Genomic DNA, 15,180 nt, shown 5'->3' with positions numbered 1-15,180 from the left:
CTCAGACCTCCAGCGCCATGCCGCCGAAGGAGACGCCGGCCGACGTGCCGAGGATGAGCAGCTTCATGCCCGGCGCCACGCGGCCCTCGCGGCGCGCGACGTCCAGCGCGAAGGGAATGGAAGCCGCGATCTGGTTGCCGAAGCGGGCGGAGATGTCGACGAGCTTTTCCGACGCAAAGCCGGTCTGGCGCGCCACATGGGCAAGCGCGAACGGGCTCGCCTGGTGCGGCACGACGAGATCGACATCGCCATGCCGCCAGCCGGCGCGCTCAAGCAGAGCGGCGACGAAGCCGTTGAAATGGCGCGCGGTGAGCCTGAACAATTCCTTGCCGTCCATGTGGAACAGGCTGTGCGCGGCGAACGCTTCCTGCTCCTTGCGGAAATCGAAGCGCGTGCCGCCCGAACCGATGCCGCAGGCTTCCCAGCCCGACGGATAAGTGCGCATCAGGCTGGCCGCCACCTTGCCCTCGCCTTGGCCGCCTTTGCGCAGCACGGCGGCCGCGGCGCCGTCGCCGAAGAGCGCGGCGATCTCGGGCGCATCCTGCCACGGCAAGGCGCGCGAGGCGATCTCGGAGGAAAACACCAGCGCCGTCTCGCATTGCCCGGCCTCGATCATGCGGCCCGCGGTCTCGAAGGCGGTGAGGAAGCCCAGGCATGTGCTGTTGACGTCGAAGGCGGCAGCCGAGCCGTCGGCCAGCCCAAGGCGCTGCATGACCAAGGGCGCGGTCGCCGGCAGCGGCTGATAAGGCACGCCGCAGCCGCCGATGATCAGGTCGACGGCGCCGGGATCGAGGCCGGCATCCTCAAGCGCCAGCGTCGCCGCCGCGCAAGCTAGATCGATTTGCGATTCGCCCTCGCAGACATAGCGCTCGACGACGCCGGTCGCGGTTTCGAGCGCGCCCTCGCCGAGGCCAAGCCGCTCCTCCAGCGTCCGCGTTGTGACGCGCTCAGCCGGTACCGCCCTGTCGGTTCCGACGATCCTGATCCGCATTCTCCCCCCGCCGCATGAGCTTGGCCCTTATCTAACGCATGAAGCGCCGCGTTTGCGACTCCGAAGTCGATCAGCCGCCGTGAGGCCAGATGGATCGACCGCCGATCCGACCTGCTCCAACTGGCCGACGAGCCAGGCAATGCCAGCGTCCATCATCGCGACCTTCGGCACTACGGCGGTGATCTGGAAAGGTGGCAGCGTCACGGGAGGATCGACCGCGATCACAGCGAAGCGGCGCGCATGCCTGGCCACGAAACGACGCGGCAGCGCCGAGACAAAATCCGTCTCGGCCAACACGGCGAGCGCGAACATGAAATTGGGAACGGTGAGCGCGATGCGCCGCGACAGACCCCGCGCGGCGAGCGCGATATCGACGAAACCGTGCGCGTCGCCTGTCTGCGACACGACGAGGTGCTGCATGGCGCAGTATGCCTCGATGCTCGGGGCCAGTGAGAACCGGTGTCCAGCCCGCATGGCGATGACGAAATCCTCTTCATAGAGCGCGCGCCGGAGAAAGCGTTCGGGCACGTCGCCGATCGGGAGGACCGCGACATCCATAGTTCTTGCCTCAAGTTCGGCGATGACGTCGCTCCAGGCGGGCAACGGCGACGTCTCACCTTGCCTCGGCAGCAGCTGGCGGATGCCGATGTCAATGCCCGGTGCGAATTGATGCAGAACTTCGAGCAGCGGCGGCAGGAATACCACCGAGGCGCCATCAGGCGCGCCGATGAGGAAACGGCGGCTGGAACGGCTGGGATCGAAGGGCTCGGCGCTGGCGACCACGCTCCTCACCCGCGCCAGGATTTCGGCGACAGGCGCGGCAAGCTCCAGCGCGCGGTAGGTCGGCACGACGCCCCTCGGCGTGCGCAGGAACAGCGGATCGCCGAGCAGGCCGCGCAGTCGGCCGAGGCCATGGCTGACCGCCGACGGCGACAGGTTGAGCCGCGACGCCGAGCGGCCGACATGGCGTTCCTCCATGACAGTCTCGAACAAGACCAACAGGTTGAGATCGGCGCGAGAGAGATCGATTTGATGCAGCATATTCTTGAAATCATATCACTGGATTCATCTCGATTGAAGTGAGATCCCTCAGCGCATCGGTCGGACGGCCAGAGCGCCGCCGGTATCCACTTTCAAATTTGAGGAGATTTCCCATGTCCAAATTAACCGACACAACCGGCAAGGCCAGCGCGCCGCTTGAGAGGAAAGCCCGCAGGAAAACCGTTTCCAGGCGGCTGGCGCTGGCGGCACCGCTTGCCTTGCCGCTGGCGGTGCAGGCAGCGTGGAGCGAAGCTGCACCGCAAGCGGCCATCGACGATGCAGCTCTGAAGGAGCTTTTGACACGGGCGGAGGCGGCCAGCACGGCGTTCATGCGTGGCGACATGAAAACCTATCTCGACCTGATCGAGATCGCCCCCGACTTCACCTTGATGCAGCCCTTCGGCGGTCCGTTCTCGAGGGGCTTCGACAGAAGCCCCGGGCACCTGGCCGAACTGGCCAGCTACTTTCAAGACGGCGGGGTGAAAATGGAGTTGGTGCAAGCGTACGCATCGGGCGACATGGCGGTGCTCGCCGTGATCGAATGGGGGCATGGCAAGGTCGGTGGCCTGGACCAAGAATGGCCGCTCAGGGTGACGCTGGTTTTCCGACGTGAAAACGGCGAATGGCTGCTGGCGCACCGGCACGCCGATCCGCTGGTCCACAAGATAACTCTGGAGCAACTGTCGGCGCTGGCAAAGGGTTGAGCGGGAGCCGGACGTCTTGGTGCGGCCGCCGCCGAAGGTGTGGCCGCAGTTCGATTGCGAAGAAGCGCTAAGCCTTGCGTTCCCAGCGTCGGTCCTGCGTCTGCTGCCAGTAGGTCACGGCGTGACCGGCTTCCTTCATCGTCTTCCAATGGCCGCGGGCGGCTTCGAGCTGTGCTGCATCATGGCCGTCGAACAGGAATACGGCGCGCTCGTAGCCGGACAAGTCGGGAGGCGTCGCGCCGTCGACCAGGAAACGGATCTGCGCCGCGTTCTGGTTGCCCTCGCCGGTGGTGAGCAGGATCGGCTGCTCGGCCGGATAGGCTTCGCGGTCGGTGGCATGCGCCAGGAAGGAATCGTCGCGAAAAATCCACAGATGCTGGTCGAGCGCGTCGCGGCGATCTTCCGTGCCGGTCTGCACCACCGCGCGCCAGCCGCGCTCGACGCTACGCTCGAGCAGGCCCGGCAGCGCCTCCTCGAGCGTCGATTCGGTCAAATGGTAGAACAGGATGTCGGTCATCCCGGAAACCTAACCCTCATAGTGATCGCGGACCAGGCGGTCGAGCAAGCGCACGCCAAAGCCCGAGCCCCAGGACTGGTTGATCTCGCTCGACGGCGCGCCCATCGCGGTGCCGGCGATGTCGAGATGCGCCCAGGGCGTGTCCTTGACGAAGCGCTGCAGGAACTGCGCGGCGATGATGGCGCCTCCATAGCGGCCGCCGATGTTCTTCATGTCGGCGTTCTTGGAATCGATCAGCTTGTCGTATTCGGGTCCGAGCGGCATACGCCATAGCCGCTCCTGCGATGTCTGGCCGGCGCCGAAAAGCCGGCCGGCAAGCTCGTCATTGTTGGAGAAAAGGCCGGCATAGTGCTGGCCGAGCGCCACCATCACGGCGCCGGTAAGCGTCGCCAGATTGATCATGAACTTCGGCTTGAAACGGTCGTTGGCGTACCAGAGCGCATCGGCCAGAACGAGGCGGCCTTCCGCATCGGTGTTGAGCACCTCGATCGTCTGGCCCGACATCGAGGTGACGATGTCGCCGGGACGCTGGGCATGGCCGTCGACGGCGTTCTCGACCAAGCCGATGACGCCGACCACATTGGCCTTCGCCTTGCGAGCGGCGAGCGCACGCATAAGACCGGTGACGGCGGCGGCACCACCCATGTCGCCCTTCATGTCCTCCATGCCCGAGGCCGGCTTCATCGAATTGCCGCCGGTGTCGAAGGTGACACCCTTGCCGATGAAAGCGAGCGGCGCGTCCTTGGCCTTGCCGCCGTTCCAGCGCATCACCGCCAGGCGCGCGCCGCGCGGCGAGCCTTGCGCGACGCCGAGCAGCGAGCCCATGCCGAGCTTCTTCATCTCCTTTTCGGCGAGGATCTCGACCTCGACGCCGAGCTGCTCCAGCGCCTTGACGCGCTCGGCGAATTCGACGGGCCCAAGCGCATTGGCCGGCTCGTTGACCAGATCGCGCGCAAGCAGCACGCCGTCGACCACCGCTTCCTCGCCGGCGAAAGCCTTTTTCGCGGCAGCGGGATCGGCGCAGTGAATGGTTACCCTGGCGGGCTTGCCCGACTTCGTGTCGGATTGGGCGTCTTCCTTGTCTTTCCTGGTCTTGTATTTGTCGAAGGAATAGCTGCGCAGCAGGATGCCGGCGGCGAGGCTCGCCGCCTGGCGACCGTCGGGCTGCAGCTCCGGCAGATCGAGGATGACGGCCACCTCGGTCGCCTTGCGTAGCGAAGCGGCAACGGCGCCACCGAGCTTCAGCCAGGCATAGTCGTCGAGGCTCGAGACCTTGCCGGCGCCGACCGCCACCAGCCGGTCGACCGGCGTTCCTTCCGGCGCCAGCACCTCGGCCGAGCTTGCGAATTTGCCGGAGAAATCGGCGACCGGAAAGGCGCGAGCCAATGCACCAGCCGGATCGCAGGCCTTCGCCGCCTCGCCGAGCCCGCCATCATCGGCCGCGAAGACGAAGACGCTGCCCTTTTTGGGCGCGGCGAATTTGGCGAAGGAAATGGATGGTCTCGACGTCATCAGGTCCTGCTTTCGGGGATGGCCGTAGGGTGCCGGCAATGGTAATTTTCAACGGGCGAGAGGTTTGGCAAGAGTGCGCGACATTTGGTCGTTTTCCGCCATTTGGCAAGACTTTGGCCGAAATCGCGGTCTATATCGGCGCCACCATAGACAAAGGATTCGCCTCGGCACGGCCTTAGCTTGCTGCCGCAACCTGCTGTTAACCATCGATGTTTCGCATTTCTTATTCATTGGCGCGGAGACTCCGCCACGCCGGGGCACGTGGCGTGGGGCGACAAACCGGAGCGAGCCGCCCATGACGCAGTTGTGCGGGCGCCGCCGGATCACTACCTTGTCGGCGGGCATGATGCCGTTCGGCAAAATCGAGAAAAGCCTTCATGAAGGTCGTTGAACGCTACATCATGCGCCGCGCGCTGACGATGTTCCTCGCGGCGCTGGTCTGGACGCTGGCGATCGTGTGGACCACGCAGGTTCTGGCCAAGATCGACCTCGTCACCGACAATGGCCAGTCGGCGCTGACTTTCTTCGAAGTCGCGGCACTCATCATCCCCTCGATCATCCCGATAGTGGTGCCGTTCGCCCTGGTGGTGGCGGTGGCGCAGACGCTGAGCGCCATGAACACTGATTCGGAGCTCGCCGTGCTAGGCGCCGCCGGGGCCTCGCGCTGGACGATCGCGCGGCCGATCCTGCTGCTCGCGATAGCGGCCTGCGCGTTTTCCTTCATCGTCGACAACGCCATCGATCCCTATGCCAGGCAGAAGAATCGCCAGCTGGTGGCGGCATCGCGCGCCGACCTTCTGTCGCTGATCATCCAGGAAGGCACGTTCCGCAAGATCGACGAAGGCCTGTTCCTGCAGGTCGGCGAGCGGCTTCCCGGCAACCGGCTCGGCGGCATCTTCGTGGCCGATTCGCGCGAGGAAGGCGCCAGCCTGACCTACTACGCCAAGACCGGCAGCATCGTCGAAAAGGGCGACGAGAAGGTGCTGATGATGAATGACGGCGTCATCAACCGCAAATCGGTGACCGGCGACCTCTCCGTCATCCGCTTCACCTCGTATGCCTTCGACATGTCGGCGTTCATGTCGGCGGCGAACGACATCACGCTTTTGCCCAAGGACCGCACGACGCAATATCTGCTCAGCCCGGATCCCAACGACAAGATGTTCCAGCGCGAACCGGGCAGCTACCGGGCGGAGCTCAACCAGCGTCTCGCCGAATGGTCCTATTCGCTGGTGTTCGCGCTGATCGCGCTTGCCGTTGCGGGCGACGCGCGCTCGCACCGGGAAGCGCGCATCAATCCGCTGATCACGGCAATCGCGATAGCGCTTTTCGTGCGATGGCTGGGCTTCTTCGCCGCAGGCAAGGCCGACAGGGTCTGGTACTATGTCTACCTGCTCTACGCCATACCGCTCATCGCCTCCGCGGTCTCGATCTGGTTCATCGTATCGTCGCGCACCATGGAATTGCCGGTCAGCTGGGCAGACTGGCTGACGGGCCTCGCCAAGCGTGCCGGCGACAACTGGACAACATTCAAGCTCTGGCTCGTCCGGCGCACTTCCGGCCAGGGAGCCTGACCATGGGCTGGACGCTGGGCCGCTATTTCTTTTTCCGTTACGTCTCGATCACCTTCTGGTTCTTCCTCGGCCTGCTGGCGCTGGTGTTCCTGATCGACTTTACCGAGCTTTCGGGCCGCACGACCGGGCTGCCCGGCTTCACCTACGGCACAGCCTTCGCCATTTCGGCGCTCAGGATGCCGATGATCATGCTGCAGACGGTGCCGTTCGTCGGACTGTTCTCGGCAATGGCAACGCTGGTGTCGCTCAACCGCCGTTACGAGCTGGTGATCGCCCGCTCGGCCGGCGTCTCGGCCTGGCAGTTCCTGTTTCCGTGCTGCGTCGGCGCGCTGATGTTCGGCGTGCTGTCGGTCGCCGTGATCAATCCGATCGCAGCGCACGGCTTTTCCTGGTCCGAGCAGATGGAGAACGACCTCAGGGCCGGCAAGTCGAATGCCGTCACGACCAACGTCACGCCCTGGCTCAGGCAGAAGACCGAATCGGGCGACACCATCATCGGCGCCCGCGCCATCCTCAATCAGGGGCTGGAGATGGCGGAGGCGGTGTTTTTCATCCTCGACCCGCAGGGCAACATCGCCGAACGCAAGGATGCAGCCAAAGCTTTCCTGCGCGACGGCTATTGGGACTTGCAGGACGTAAAGGTCTTCAAGGGGGGCAATATCCAGGCGCTGGCGTCCGACAGGGTGCCGACCAATCTCAAGCCGGAATTCGTGCAGGAGCGCCTGGCACGCCCGGAAACCATCCCCTTCTACGAGCTGCCGCGTAAGATCGAGGTTGCCCGGTCCTTCGGACTCAAGGCGAATGCCTTCGCCATGCAGTTTGATTCGCTGGTGGCCTTGCCGTTCCTTCTCGTCGCCATGACGCTGATTGCTGCAACGGTTTCAATGCGATTTGCGCGAATGGGACAGTCGGCAACGATGATTCTGGGTGGCGTCGTGGCCGGCTTTCTGCTTTATGTCGTTTCGGTACTGGTCAAGGCATTCGGTGTAGCCGGATTCGTGCCTACTGTGGTGGCTGCATGGGTTCCGGTTGTCGTGGCTATGTTCTTTGGGGTGACGTTTCTGCTATACAAGGAAGACGGCTAGTGAGGGAGGCGGTTTTGCGCAGCCATAGGCAGGCCGGTTTGGCACGCCTCTATGGGGCGACTGCCTTGGCGTGTCTGTTCGCTTGCGCGGTGCCGACGGCATCCGCGCTGGCGCAGCAGATCACTGCCAAGTCCGTCCCTTCCGGCACGCAGATGCTGCTGGCCGCCGACACGCTTGTCTACGACAACGACAAGCACACGGTGACGGCCGTCGGCGGCGTGCAGATCGACTATGGCGGCAACAAGCTGGTCGCCCAGCGCGTGGTGTATAACCGCGACACCAAGCGCCTCGTCGCCAGCGGCGCCGTCGAGTTGATCAACAGCGACGGCACCAAGGTCAATTCCGACCATATCGACATCACCGACGACTTTGCCGACGGCTTTGTCAACGCGCTGCGCGTCGAGACGATAGACAAAGCCTATTTCGCCGCCGAGAGCGCGGAGCGCATGGGCGGCGTGCTCACCACCTTCCACAACGGCGTCTACACCGCCTGCGAGCCTTGCGAAGACAAGCCGGACAAAGCGCCGACCTGGCGCATCAAGGCGCGAAAGATCATCTGGAACGGCGAGAAGAAGACGGTCCGCTTCGAAAACTCGAATTTCGAGTTCTTCGGCTTCCCGCTCGCCTATCTGCCGGCCTTCGAGATCGCCGACCCGACGGTGAAGCGCAAGAGCGGCTTCCTGATCCCCGGCATCGTCTACAACAACCATCTCGGCGTCGGCATCAAAGTCCCTTATTATTTCGCCCTGTCTCCGACCTATGACCTGACCGTCACCGGCAGCGGCTATACCAAGCAGGGTTTCCTCGGCGAGGCCGAGTGGCGCCAGCGCTTCAACAACGGCCAGTACACGCTGAAGATTGCCGGCATCAACCAGCAGGATCCGAACGCGTTCATCGATACGCGCACGCTCGACATCAACCATGGCCATAACGTCAATTCCGGCCCGGAAGGCGACCCGAACAAGTTCCGCGGCATGATGGGCACCAAGGGCCAGTTCGCCATCAATGAGCGCTGGGATTTCGGCTGGGACGTGCTGCTGCAGACCGACAAGGAATTCTCGCGCACCTATAACATTGAAGGCTACAACGACCTCGTCCACCAGTCGTCGATCTATCTGACAGGCTTGAGCGACCGCAATTATTTCGATGTCCGCGCCATGCGCTTCGAGGTGCAGGAAGACACGCTCTCCAGCGATCCGACGGCGCGCGCCGCCAAGCAGCCCTGGGTGCTCCCGTCGCTCGACTACGCCTATATCCCCGACACGTCGGTGGCCGGCGGCCAGTTGTCATTCAACGTCAATACACGCGTGATCAGCCGCAACCGGCTGGACGAAACACTTGACGGAGGCTCGGTTCTACGCGTTCCGGGTATAGAGGGCCAATCAAGCCGGCTGTCGGCGGAAGCCGAATGGAAGCGTACCTTCACTACCGACGACGGCCTGCAGGTGACGCCATTGCTGGCGTTCCGTGGCGACGCCGGCTATGTCAATGCGAATTCGGCTTCGCTTGACGCAATTACGTCGATGGCTAACAATCCCGTGGTGGGCACACCCGGCGATGACATGCGTTCCTCGCTTGCCCGCTACATGGCCACTCTCGGCCTCGAGGCGCGTTGGCCGCTCCTGTTCTCGATGGCGAACTCCAGCCATGTCCTGGAGCCGACGGCGCAGGTCTTCGTGCGCCCGAACGAGCAATATGTCGGCGGGCTGGCCGTCCCGAACGAAGACGCGCAGAGCTTCGTCTTCGACGCCACCACGCTGTTCGAACGTGACAAATTCTCGGGCTATGACCGCATAGAAGGCGGCACGCGCGCCAATGTCGGCTTCCGGTATTCAGGCGCCTATGACAATGGCTGGGCCACGAACGCAATTTTCGGCCAGTCATACCAGCTCGCGGGCGAAAACTCCTTTGCCGCGCCCGACCTCGTCAATGTCGGGGCCGAGTCCGGCCTGGACAAGCAGACCTCGGATTATGTCGGCCTTGTCGGCTTCAACAGCCCGAGCGGTTTCTCCGGCTCGCTGAGCGGGCGTTTCGACGAGCAGACATTCGAGGTCAGGCGCGCCGAAGTGAAGGCCGCCTATTCCAGCCTGCCGATATCGCTCAGCGCCAAATATGCCTTCATCGAGGCGCAGCCGCTCTATGGCTTCACCACCGACCGCCACGAGCTCACGCTCGGCGCTTCGACCCATCTGGCGCAGAACTGGCGGCTGTTCGGCACCGGCACCTACGACATCGAGACAAATGTGCTGGTCAAGGACGGCGTCGGCTTCGCCTACAACGATAGCTGCTTCACTTACATCATGACGTATTCGCAGACGCGCGACACCGTCACCAAGGAAGTGTCGCAGAACATCGGTTTCAACCTGTCGTTCCGCACGCTCGGCGATTTCGGTTCATCAACAAGCGCGGTCGATACCATCCAGTGATCAAGCGGCGGGCGCGCGGTCTCCGAGCCGTGCGCCGGCTGGGGCGCTGATGGGCTTTGGTCTTGATTTGGAGCGTGTTCCTTCGAAAATGGGCGCGTTTCCCAGGGCCATGCGCCGGCGACATCGTTTCGCCGCATAAGATGGGCATGGGGTCGACTGCATCCGGCAGGCGTTCGGAGGACGCGCGGCGCCGCGATGGCGGGAAACTCGAGATGGGGAAAAATTAGGAAGGTAAGATGAGGAAATACCTGTTTTCAGCGGGATTCGCGCTTCTGGTGGCGGCCTCCATTTCGGTCACGGCTGTCGTACGGCCTGCTTTCGCCGCTGAGATCAAGTATGTCGTCAACAACATGCCGATCACCACCGGCGACATCGCGCACCGCGCCGCCTTCTTCAAGCTGCAGCACAAGAAGGGCGATGCCGCGCAGGAGATGATCGACCAGACGCTGCGCCTGGCCGAGGCCAAGCGGCTCGGCATCCACATCACCGACCAGCAGGTCGACGCCGCCTACCAGCGCTTTGCCTCGGGCAACAAGATGCCACTGGCGAAACTCGACGCGATCATGGCGCAGTCGGGCGTCACCAAGGAACATTTCAAGGAATTCATCCGTGCCCAGATGGCCTGGAACCAGGCGCTCAGCTCGCGCTACCGCTCCGGCGAAGGCGGCTCGGTGACCGAGCAGGACGCCGTGCGGCGCATGCTGGACAAGGGCGGCGCCAAGCCGACCGCGACGGAATACATGCTGCAGCAGGTGATCTTCGTGGTTCCGGCATCGGAGCGCGCCGGCACGCTCGCCAAGCGCAAGCGCGAGGCCGACGCCATGCGCGCCCGCTTCAGCGGCTGCAACACTACGCGGGAATTCGCCAAGGGCCTGATCGACGTCACCGTGCGCGACCTCGGCCGCGTGCTGGCGCCGCAATTGCCGTCCGACTGGGCCGAGCAGATCAAGGCGACCAAGGTCGGCGCCGCGACGCCGACGCGCGAGACCGAGCGCGGCGTCGAGTTCATCGGCATCTGCTCCTCGCGCGAGGTTTCCGACGACAAGGCCGCGCAGATGGTGTTCCAGGCTGAAGGCAGCAACGACAAGGACGCCGACGAGCTCAGCAAGAAATATGTCGCCGAGCTGCGCCAGAAGGCCAAGATCGTCGAACGCTAGAGCCGGATGATTTCAGGTCGAGTCGACCTGAAATCTGAATCCGGCTCTAAATCAAAGAGATAGAGCATGATGTCGTCCGAAAACCGCTGCACACTTTTCGGCATCATGCTCTGAGCGACAAGCGTGCGATGCCGCAGCCAGCCGACCGCATGAGCACGCAGAAGACCCACGCGCCGCTGGCGCTCAGTGTCGGCGATCCCTCGGGCATCGGGCCCGAGATCGCCGTCGCCGCCTGGCAAGCTGGCGACAGCGCCGGTGTGCCGCCCTTCTATCTGCTTGCCGACCCCGCTTTGATCGAAGCCCGCGCCCGCCTGGTCGGCGCGAATGTGACGATCGCCGAGACCTTGCCCGGACAGGCGGCGCACCACTTTGCCCGGGCTCTGCCTGTCGTTCCGCTCGATGCGCGTCATTTCGACAGCCCGGGAGAGCCGAACCCGGCCAACGCCGCCGGCACCATCGAAGCCATCGACCGCGCCGTCGCCGACTGTCTCGCCGGCCACGCCGCGGCGATAGTCACCTGCCCGATCTCCAAAAAGCCGCTTTATGATGCCGGATTTGGCTTTCCCGGCCACACCGAATATCTGGCGCATCTGGCCTCGCGCCACACCGGCAGGGATGTGACGCCGGTGATGTTGCTGGCGGGACCGGATCTGCGCACCGTTCCGGTGACCATCCACATCGCTTTGGCCGAAGTGCCGAAGGTACTCACGACGGAGCTGATCGTCGCGACCGCGCGCATCACCGCCGCCGATCTCGAGAGCCGCTTCGGCATTGCGCGGCCGAAGCTTGCGATCGCCGGACTCAACCCGCATGCCGGCGAAGGCGGCGCCATGGGCCTGGAGGATGCTGCGATCGTGACCCCGGCCGTCGAGATGCTCAAAGCGGAAGGGATCGACGCGATCGGACCACTGCCGGCCGACACGATGTTTCATCCGCGCGCGCGCGCTTCCTATGACGCGGCGCTCTGCATGTATCACGACCAGGCGCTGATCCCGGCCAAGACTTTAGCCTTCGACGAGGCGGTGAACGTGACGCTGGGCCTGCCCTTTGTCCGAACCTCGCCCGATCACGGCACCGCTTTCGACATTGCCGGCAAGGGTCTTGCGCGCGCCGACAGCCTGATCGCCGCGCTAAGGCTGGCGCGCCGGCTGGCCGACAGCGGACGGCAGGCCACCGCCGCGTGAGGATCCATTGAGCGGGCGCACCACAATCGACGGGTTGCCGCCGTTGCGCGAGGTGATCGAGCGGCATGGCCTGCAGGCCAAGAAGGCGCTCGGGCAGAATTTTCTGCTCGACCTCAACCTGACAAGCAAGATCGCGCGCGCCGCCGGCGATCTCGGCGAGGCGACGGTGATCGAGGTCGGCCCGGGCCCGGGCGGACTGACGCGGGCGCTTCTCTTCAACGGCGCGCGGCGCGTGATCGCCATCGAGCGCGACGAGCGCTGCCTCGAAGCGCTGGCCGAGGTCTCCAGCCACTATCCCGGTCGCCTGGAGGTCATTCCCGGCGATGCGTTGAAGACGGATTTTGCCGCGTTTGCCGGCGCGGCGAACGGCGGGCCGGTGAAGATCGTTGCCAACCTGCCCTACAATATCGGCACCGAGCTTCTGATCCGCTGGCTGACGGTGGCCGATTGGCCGCCCTTCTACCAATCGATGACGCTGATGTTCCAGCGCGAGGTGGCGGAGCGCATCACGGCGGTCCCGGACAGCGACGGCTATGGCCGGCTCGGCGTCCTGGCCGGCTGGCGCACCGAGGCGAAGATCGCCTTCGACGTGCCGCCGCAGGCATTCACGCCGCCGCCGAAGGTCACCTCATCGGTGGTGCATCTGGTGCCGCGCTTATCTCCCCTGCCCGTGGACGCCAGAAAGCTGGGCCGCGTCACCGAGGCCGCCTTCGGCCAGCGCCGCAAGATGCTCAGGCAAAGCGTGAAGAGCCTTGGCGGCGAGGCGTTGCTGACGCGGGCCGGCATTGACCCGACGCGGCGGGCGGAGACGCTCAGCGTCGAGGAATTCGTAAGGTTGACGAACGCGGTTTGACCGCCAGCGTCACTGGAATCCAGAACCCGGCGCCATAGATAGTCAGGCGAAACCAGCCGGAGCCTGCAATGCCTGCCTATGTCATTTCCGATGTCACTATCCGCGACAGGGAGGCGTTCGAAACCTACCGAACTCGCGCCGCGGCCTCCATCGCCGCGCATGGCGGACGCTATCTCGTTCGTGGCGGCGAGGTGGAGACACTGGAGGGGAGTTGGAAACCCGGGCCGCTCATCGTCGTCGAGTTTCCCGACATCGAGACCGCGCGGCGCTGGTATCACTCCGGCGATTACGCGGCCGCACTTGAGGTTCGCGACGCTGCGCTTAGCCGCAACCTCATTCTGATCGACGGGATCAGTTCGTGACGCGGCGAATTGCCCGAAAACGGCCGCGCACGATCAAGCTGAGGTGCTTTTTGCCGAGAAACGGGCGGCAACGGGTCGCAAATAGAGGTCTGGTTCACTTTTGCTTTTTGTACCGCCGCAGGCCGGCGCTGCCCCTCATCCGACCCTTCGGCCACCTTCCCCCCGTAAGCGGCGAGAAGGAAAGATCACCCCGTCTTCTCGTCCAGCAATCCCGAAATGAAGTCGAACAGCCCAGGCCGCCTGTCTCGGCGAAGCCGCTCCGCCGTGACGATGGCGCGGACCTCGGCGAAGGCGCGGTCGAGATCGTCGTTGACGATGACGAAATCGTATTCCTTCCAATGCTCGATCTCAAGGCGGGCGTTCTTCAGCCTGGTCTCGATGACCGATTCCTGGTCCTCGGCGCGGCGCTTCAGGCGCGCCTTCAATTCCTTCATCGACGGCGGCAGGATGAAGATCGAGACGATGTCGGCGCGCATCTTCTCCTTGAGCTGCTGGGCGCCCTGCCAGTCGATATCGAACAGCATGTCGCGGCCTTCGGCCAGCGCGATTTCGGCCGGCTCGCGCGGCGTGGCATAGCAATTGCCGTGCACTTCGGCCCATTCCAGCAGCGCATCGGAATCGCGCAGCCGCTCGAATTCGCGCATGGTGCGGAAGTGATAGTGGACGCCCTCGATCTCCGAACCGCGGCGCGGCCTTGTCGTGACGGAGACCGAAAGCTCGAGACTTCCATCGCTTTCGAGAAGATTGCGCGCGATGGTCGACTTGCCGGCGCCCGACGGCGACGACAGCACCAGCATCAATCCGCGGCGGCGGATGCGGGACCCCAGATCCCTGGCGGCCGTCGGCTCCTTGGCAACCATCCCGTCACTCCAGATTCTGGACCTGCTCGCGAAACTGGTCGACCACCGCCTTGAGCTCCAGCCCGATCGCGGTGACCGCGGCAGCGTTCGACTTGGAGCATAAGGTATTCGATTCGCGATTGAATTCCTGTGCCAGAAAATCGAGCTTGCGGCCAACGGCGGCGCCGCTTTTAAGCAGGGCGCGCGCCGAAGCGACATGCGTCTTCAACCTGTCGATCTCCTCGCGGATGTCGGCCTTGCTGGCGAGGAAGGCCGCTTCTTGGTGCAGCCGGATGGCGTCGAGATTGGCCGAAGCATCCGTCAAGAGGCGCACCTGCTCGGCGATACGCTCGCGGATTGCCGCGGGCTCGCGCGAGGGATCGGCCTCGGCCTTCAGCGTCAGCGCCTCGATGATATCGACATGGCCGGCAAGAAGCGCGCCCAGCGCCGCGCCCTCGCTGCGGCGCGCCTGCTCCAGCCCGGCGAGCGCCATCTCGAGCGCAGACAGAATCGCGGCGTCGAGAGTGGCCCGCTCCTCCTCCGTCTCCACGGCTTCGGGAATGTCGAGCACACCGCGCAGGGAGAGCAGGCCGTCGGCGGTGGCGGGCTCGGTGCCGAACTGCTCTTGCAAACGCCTGGCCAGCCCTGCCAGGTCCTTGAGGAACGCCTCGTTGACCACCGGCTGGATTTGCCTTGCGGCGGCGCGGCCGACGGTCAACGTCGCCTGGAAATTGCCGCGCGCGAAACGCTTCTGAACGGTCTGCCGGACGGCCGTCTCCAGCCGGTCGAAACCCTGCGGCAATCTCAGCCTCACCTCGGCGCTCTTGCCGTTCACCGATTTCACCTCCCAGGCTATCGAGGTGCCCTCGCTTTCAGCGGCGCACCGCGCAAAACCGGTCATGCTTTGCAGGCTCATTGCCCTGTCGTCCCCCTGT

Annotated in this window: 14 protein-coding genes; 8 read left to right on the top strand and 6 right to left on the bottom strand. The window is 64.4% G+C overall.

Annotated features, from left to right (window positions below):
- Position 1 precedes the first annotated feature (1 nt).
- Positions 2 to 991, bottom strand: a complete 990-nt coding sequence (locus CK219_RS12330) for a 3-oxoacyl-[acyl-carrier-protein] synthase III C-terminal domain-containing protein (RefSeq protein WP_095767023.1) — start codon at positions 989 to 991, stop codon at positions 2 to 4.
- 27 nt (positions 992 to 1,018) lie between these two features.
- Positions 1,019 to 2,032 carry a LysR family transcriptional regulator gene (locus CK219_RS12325; RefSeq protein WP_095767022.1) on the bottom strand — a complete coding sequence of 338 codons (1,014 nt, stop codon included), beginning with the start codon at positions 2,030 to 2,032 and terminating at the stop codon, positions 1,019 to 1,021.
- Positions 2,033 to 2,145: 113 nt separating this feature from the next.
- On the opposite strand from CK219_RS12325, the gene CK219_RS12320 reads away from it, so the two are divergent.
- The gene (locus CK219_RS12320; protein ID WP_095767021.1) at positions 2,146 to 2,736 is read left to right on the top strand and encodes a nuclear transport factor 2 family protein; all 591 of its coding nucleotides are present in this window, start codon (positions 2,146 to 2,148) and stop codon (positions 2,734 to 2,736) included.
- Between the two features lie 67 nt (positions 2,737 to 2,803).
- On the opposite strand, the gene CK219_RS12315 is transcribed toward CK219_RS12320, so the two are convergent.
- A complete protein-coding gene (locus CK219_RS12315; RefSeq protein ID WP_095767020.1) occupies positions 2,804 to 3,253 on the bottom strand; it encodes a DNA polymerase III subunit chi in 450 nt (149 codons plus the stop codon).
- Between the two features lie 9 nt (positions 3,254 to 3,262).
- Positions 3,263 to 4,765: a leucyl aminopeptidase gene (locus tag CK219_RS12310; protein WP_095767019.1), complete on the bottom strand. Its 1,503-nt coding sequence runs from the start codon at positions 4,763 to 4,765 to the stop codon at positions 3,263 to 3,265.
- Positions 4,766 to 5,142: 377 nt separating this feature from the next.
- Here CK219_RS12310 and lptF point away from each other — a divergent pair, with 377 nt between their 5' ends.
- From lptF to CK219_RS12275, 7 genes are all read left to right on the top strand, one after another.
- Positions 5,143 to 6,339, top strand: coding sequence for an LPS export ABC transporter permease LptF (lptF, locus tag CK219_RS12305; RefSeq protein ID WP_095767018.1), 1,197 nt, complete (start codon positions 5,143 to 5,145; stop codon positions 6,337 to 6,339).
- A gap of 2 nt (positions 6,340 to 6,341) precedes the next feature.
- Positions 6,342 to 7,424: an LPS export ABC transporter permease LptG gene (lptG, locus tag CK219_RS12300; RefSeq protein WP_095767017.1), complete on the top strand. Its 1,083-nt coding sequence runs from the start codon at positions 6,342 to 6,344 to the stop codon at positions 7,422 to 7,424.
- Positions 7,424 to 9,850, top strand: coding sequence for an LPS-assembly protein LptD (locus CK219_RS12295; RefSeq protein ID WP_176476998.1), 2,427 nt, complete (start codon positions 7,424 to 7,426; stop codon positions 9,848 to 9,850). Before lptG ends, CK219_RS12295 begins: the two co-directional genes overlap by 1 nt.
- 236 nt (positions 9,851 to 10,086) lie before the next feature.
- Positions 10,087 to 11,007 carry a peptidylprolyl isomerase gene (locus CK219_RS12290; RefSeq protein WP_095767016.1) on the top strand — a complete coding sequence of 307 codons (921 nt, stop codon included), beginning with the start codon at positions 10,087 to 10,089 and terminating at the stop codon, positions 11,005 to 11,007.
- Positions 11,008 to 11,135: 128 nt separating this feature from the next.
- Positions 11,136 to 12,191 (top strand): 4-hydroxythreonine-4-phosphate dehydrogenase PdxA, encoded by a 1,056-nt coding sequence (gene pdxA / locus CK219_RS12285; protein ID WP_245340462.1) that lies wholly within the window; start codon positions 11,136 to 11,138, stop codon positions 12,189 to 12,191.
- A gap of 7 nt (positions 12,192 to 12,198) precedes the next feature.
- Positions 12,199 to 13,044 carry a 16S rRNA (adenine(1518)-N(6)/adenine(1519)-N(6))-dimethyltransferase RsmA gene (rsmA, locus tag CK219_RS12280; RefSeq protein ID WP_095767015.1) on the top strand — a complete coding sequence of 282 codons (846 nt, stop codon included), beginning with the start codon at positions 12,199 to 12,201 and terminating at the stop codon, positions 13,042 to 13,044.
- 68 nt (positions 13,045 to 13,112) lie between these two features.
- Positions 13,113 to 13,406 carry a DUF1330 domain-containing protein gene (locus tag CK219_RS12275; RefSeq protein WP_095767014.1) on the top strand — a complete coding sequence of 98 codons (294 nt, stop codon included), beginning with the start codon at positions 13,113 to 13,115 and terminating at the stop codon, positions 13,404 to 13,406.
- Between the two features lie 185 nt (positions 13,407 to 13,591).
- Here CK219_RS12275 and gmk read toward each other — a convergent pair whose 3' ends face one another.
- Together gmk and CK219_RS12265 are read right to left on the bottom strand one after the other, a co-directional pair.
- Positions 13,592 to 14,266 carry a guanylate kinase gene (gene gmk / locus CK219_RS12270; protein WP_095767013.1) on the bottom strand — a complete coding sequence of 225 codons (675 nt, stop codon included), beginning with the start codon at positions 14,264 to 14,266 and terminating at the stop codon, positions 13,592 to 13,594.
- Positions 14,267 to 14,270: 4 nt separating this feature from the next.
- Positions 14,271 to 15,161, bottom strand: a complete 891-nt coding sequence (locus CK219_RS12265; RefSeq protein WP_095767012.1) for a YicC/YloC family endoribonuclease — start codon at positions 15,159 to 15,161, stop codon at positions 14,271 to 14,273.
- Positions 15,162 to 15,180: the final 19 nt, after the last annotated feature.

It is taken from the genome of Mesorhizobium sp. WSM4313 (genome assembly GCF_002294725.1).
In the GTDB taxonomy this organism is placed as follows: Bacteria; Pseudomonadota; Alphaproteobacteria; order Rhizobiales; family Rhizobiaceae; genus Mesorhizobium.
Note: the sequence above shows the minus strand (reverse complement) of the source record. Positions and strands in the feature narration are given on the sequence as shown.

Coding starts and splice junctions, on each gene's coding strand:
- CK219_RS12310 (WP_095767019.1), bottom strand. CDS start 4,765: ATGACGTCGAGACCATCCATTTCCTTCGCCAAATTCGCCGCGCCCAAA.
- CK219_RS12265 (WP_095767012.1), bottom strand. CDS start 15,161: ATGAGCCTGCAAAGCATGACCGGTTTTGCGCGGTGCGCCGCTGAAAGC.
- lptF (WP_095767018.1), top strand. CDS start 5,143: ATGAAGGTCGTTGAACGCTACATCATGCGCCGCGCGCTGACGATGTTC.
- CK219_RS12320 (WP_095767021.1), top strand. CDS start 2,146: ATGTCCAAATTAACCGACACAACCGGCAAGGCCAGCGCGCCGCTTGAG.
- CK219_RS12325 (WP_095767022.1), bottom strand. CDS start 2,032: ATGCTGCATCAAATCGATCTCTCTCGCGCCGATCTCAACCTGTTGGTC.
- CK219_RS12275 (WP_095767014.1), top strand. CDS start 13,113: ATGCCTGCCTATGTCATTTCCGATGTCACTATCCGCGACAGGGAGGCG.
- gmk (WP_095767013.1), bottom strand. CDS start 14,266: ATGGTTGCCAAGGAGCCGACGGCCGCCAGGGATCTGGGGTCCCGCATC.
- lptG (WP_095767017.1), top strand. CDS start 6,342: ATGGGCTGGACGCTGGGCCGCTATTTCTTTTTCCGTTACGTCTCGATC.
- CK219_RS12315 (WP_095767020.1), bottom strand. CDS start 3,253: ATGACCGACATCCTGTTCTACCATTTGACCGAATCGACGCTCGAGGAG.
- pdxA (WP_245340462.1), top strand. CDS start 11,136: ATGCCGCAGCCAGCCGACCGCATGAGCACGCAGAAGACCCACGCGCCG.
- CK219_RS12330 (WP_095767023.1), bottom strand. CDS start 991: ATGCGGATCAGGATCGTCGGAACCGACAGGGCGGTACCGGCTGAGCGC.
- CK219_RS12290 (WP_095767016.1), top strand. CDS start 10,087: ATGAGGAAATACCTGTTTTCAGCGGGATTCGCGCTTCTGGTGGCGGCC.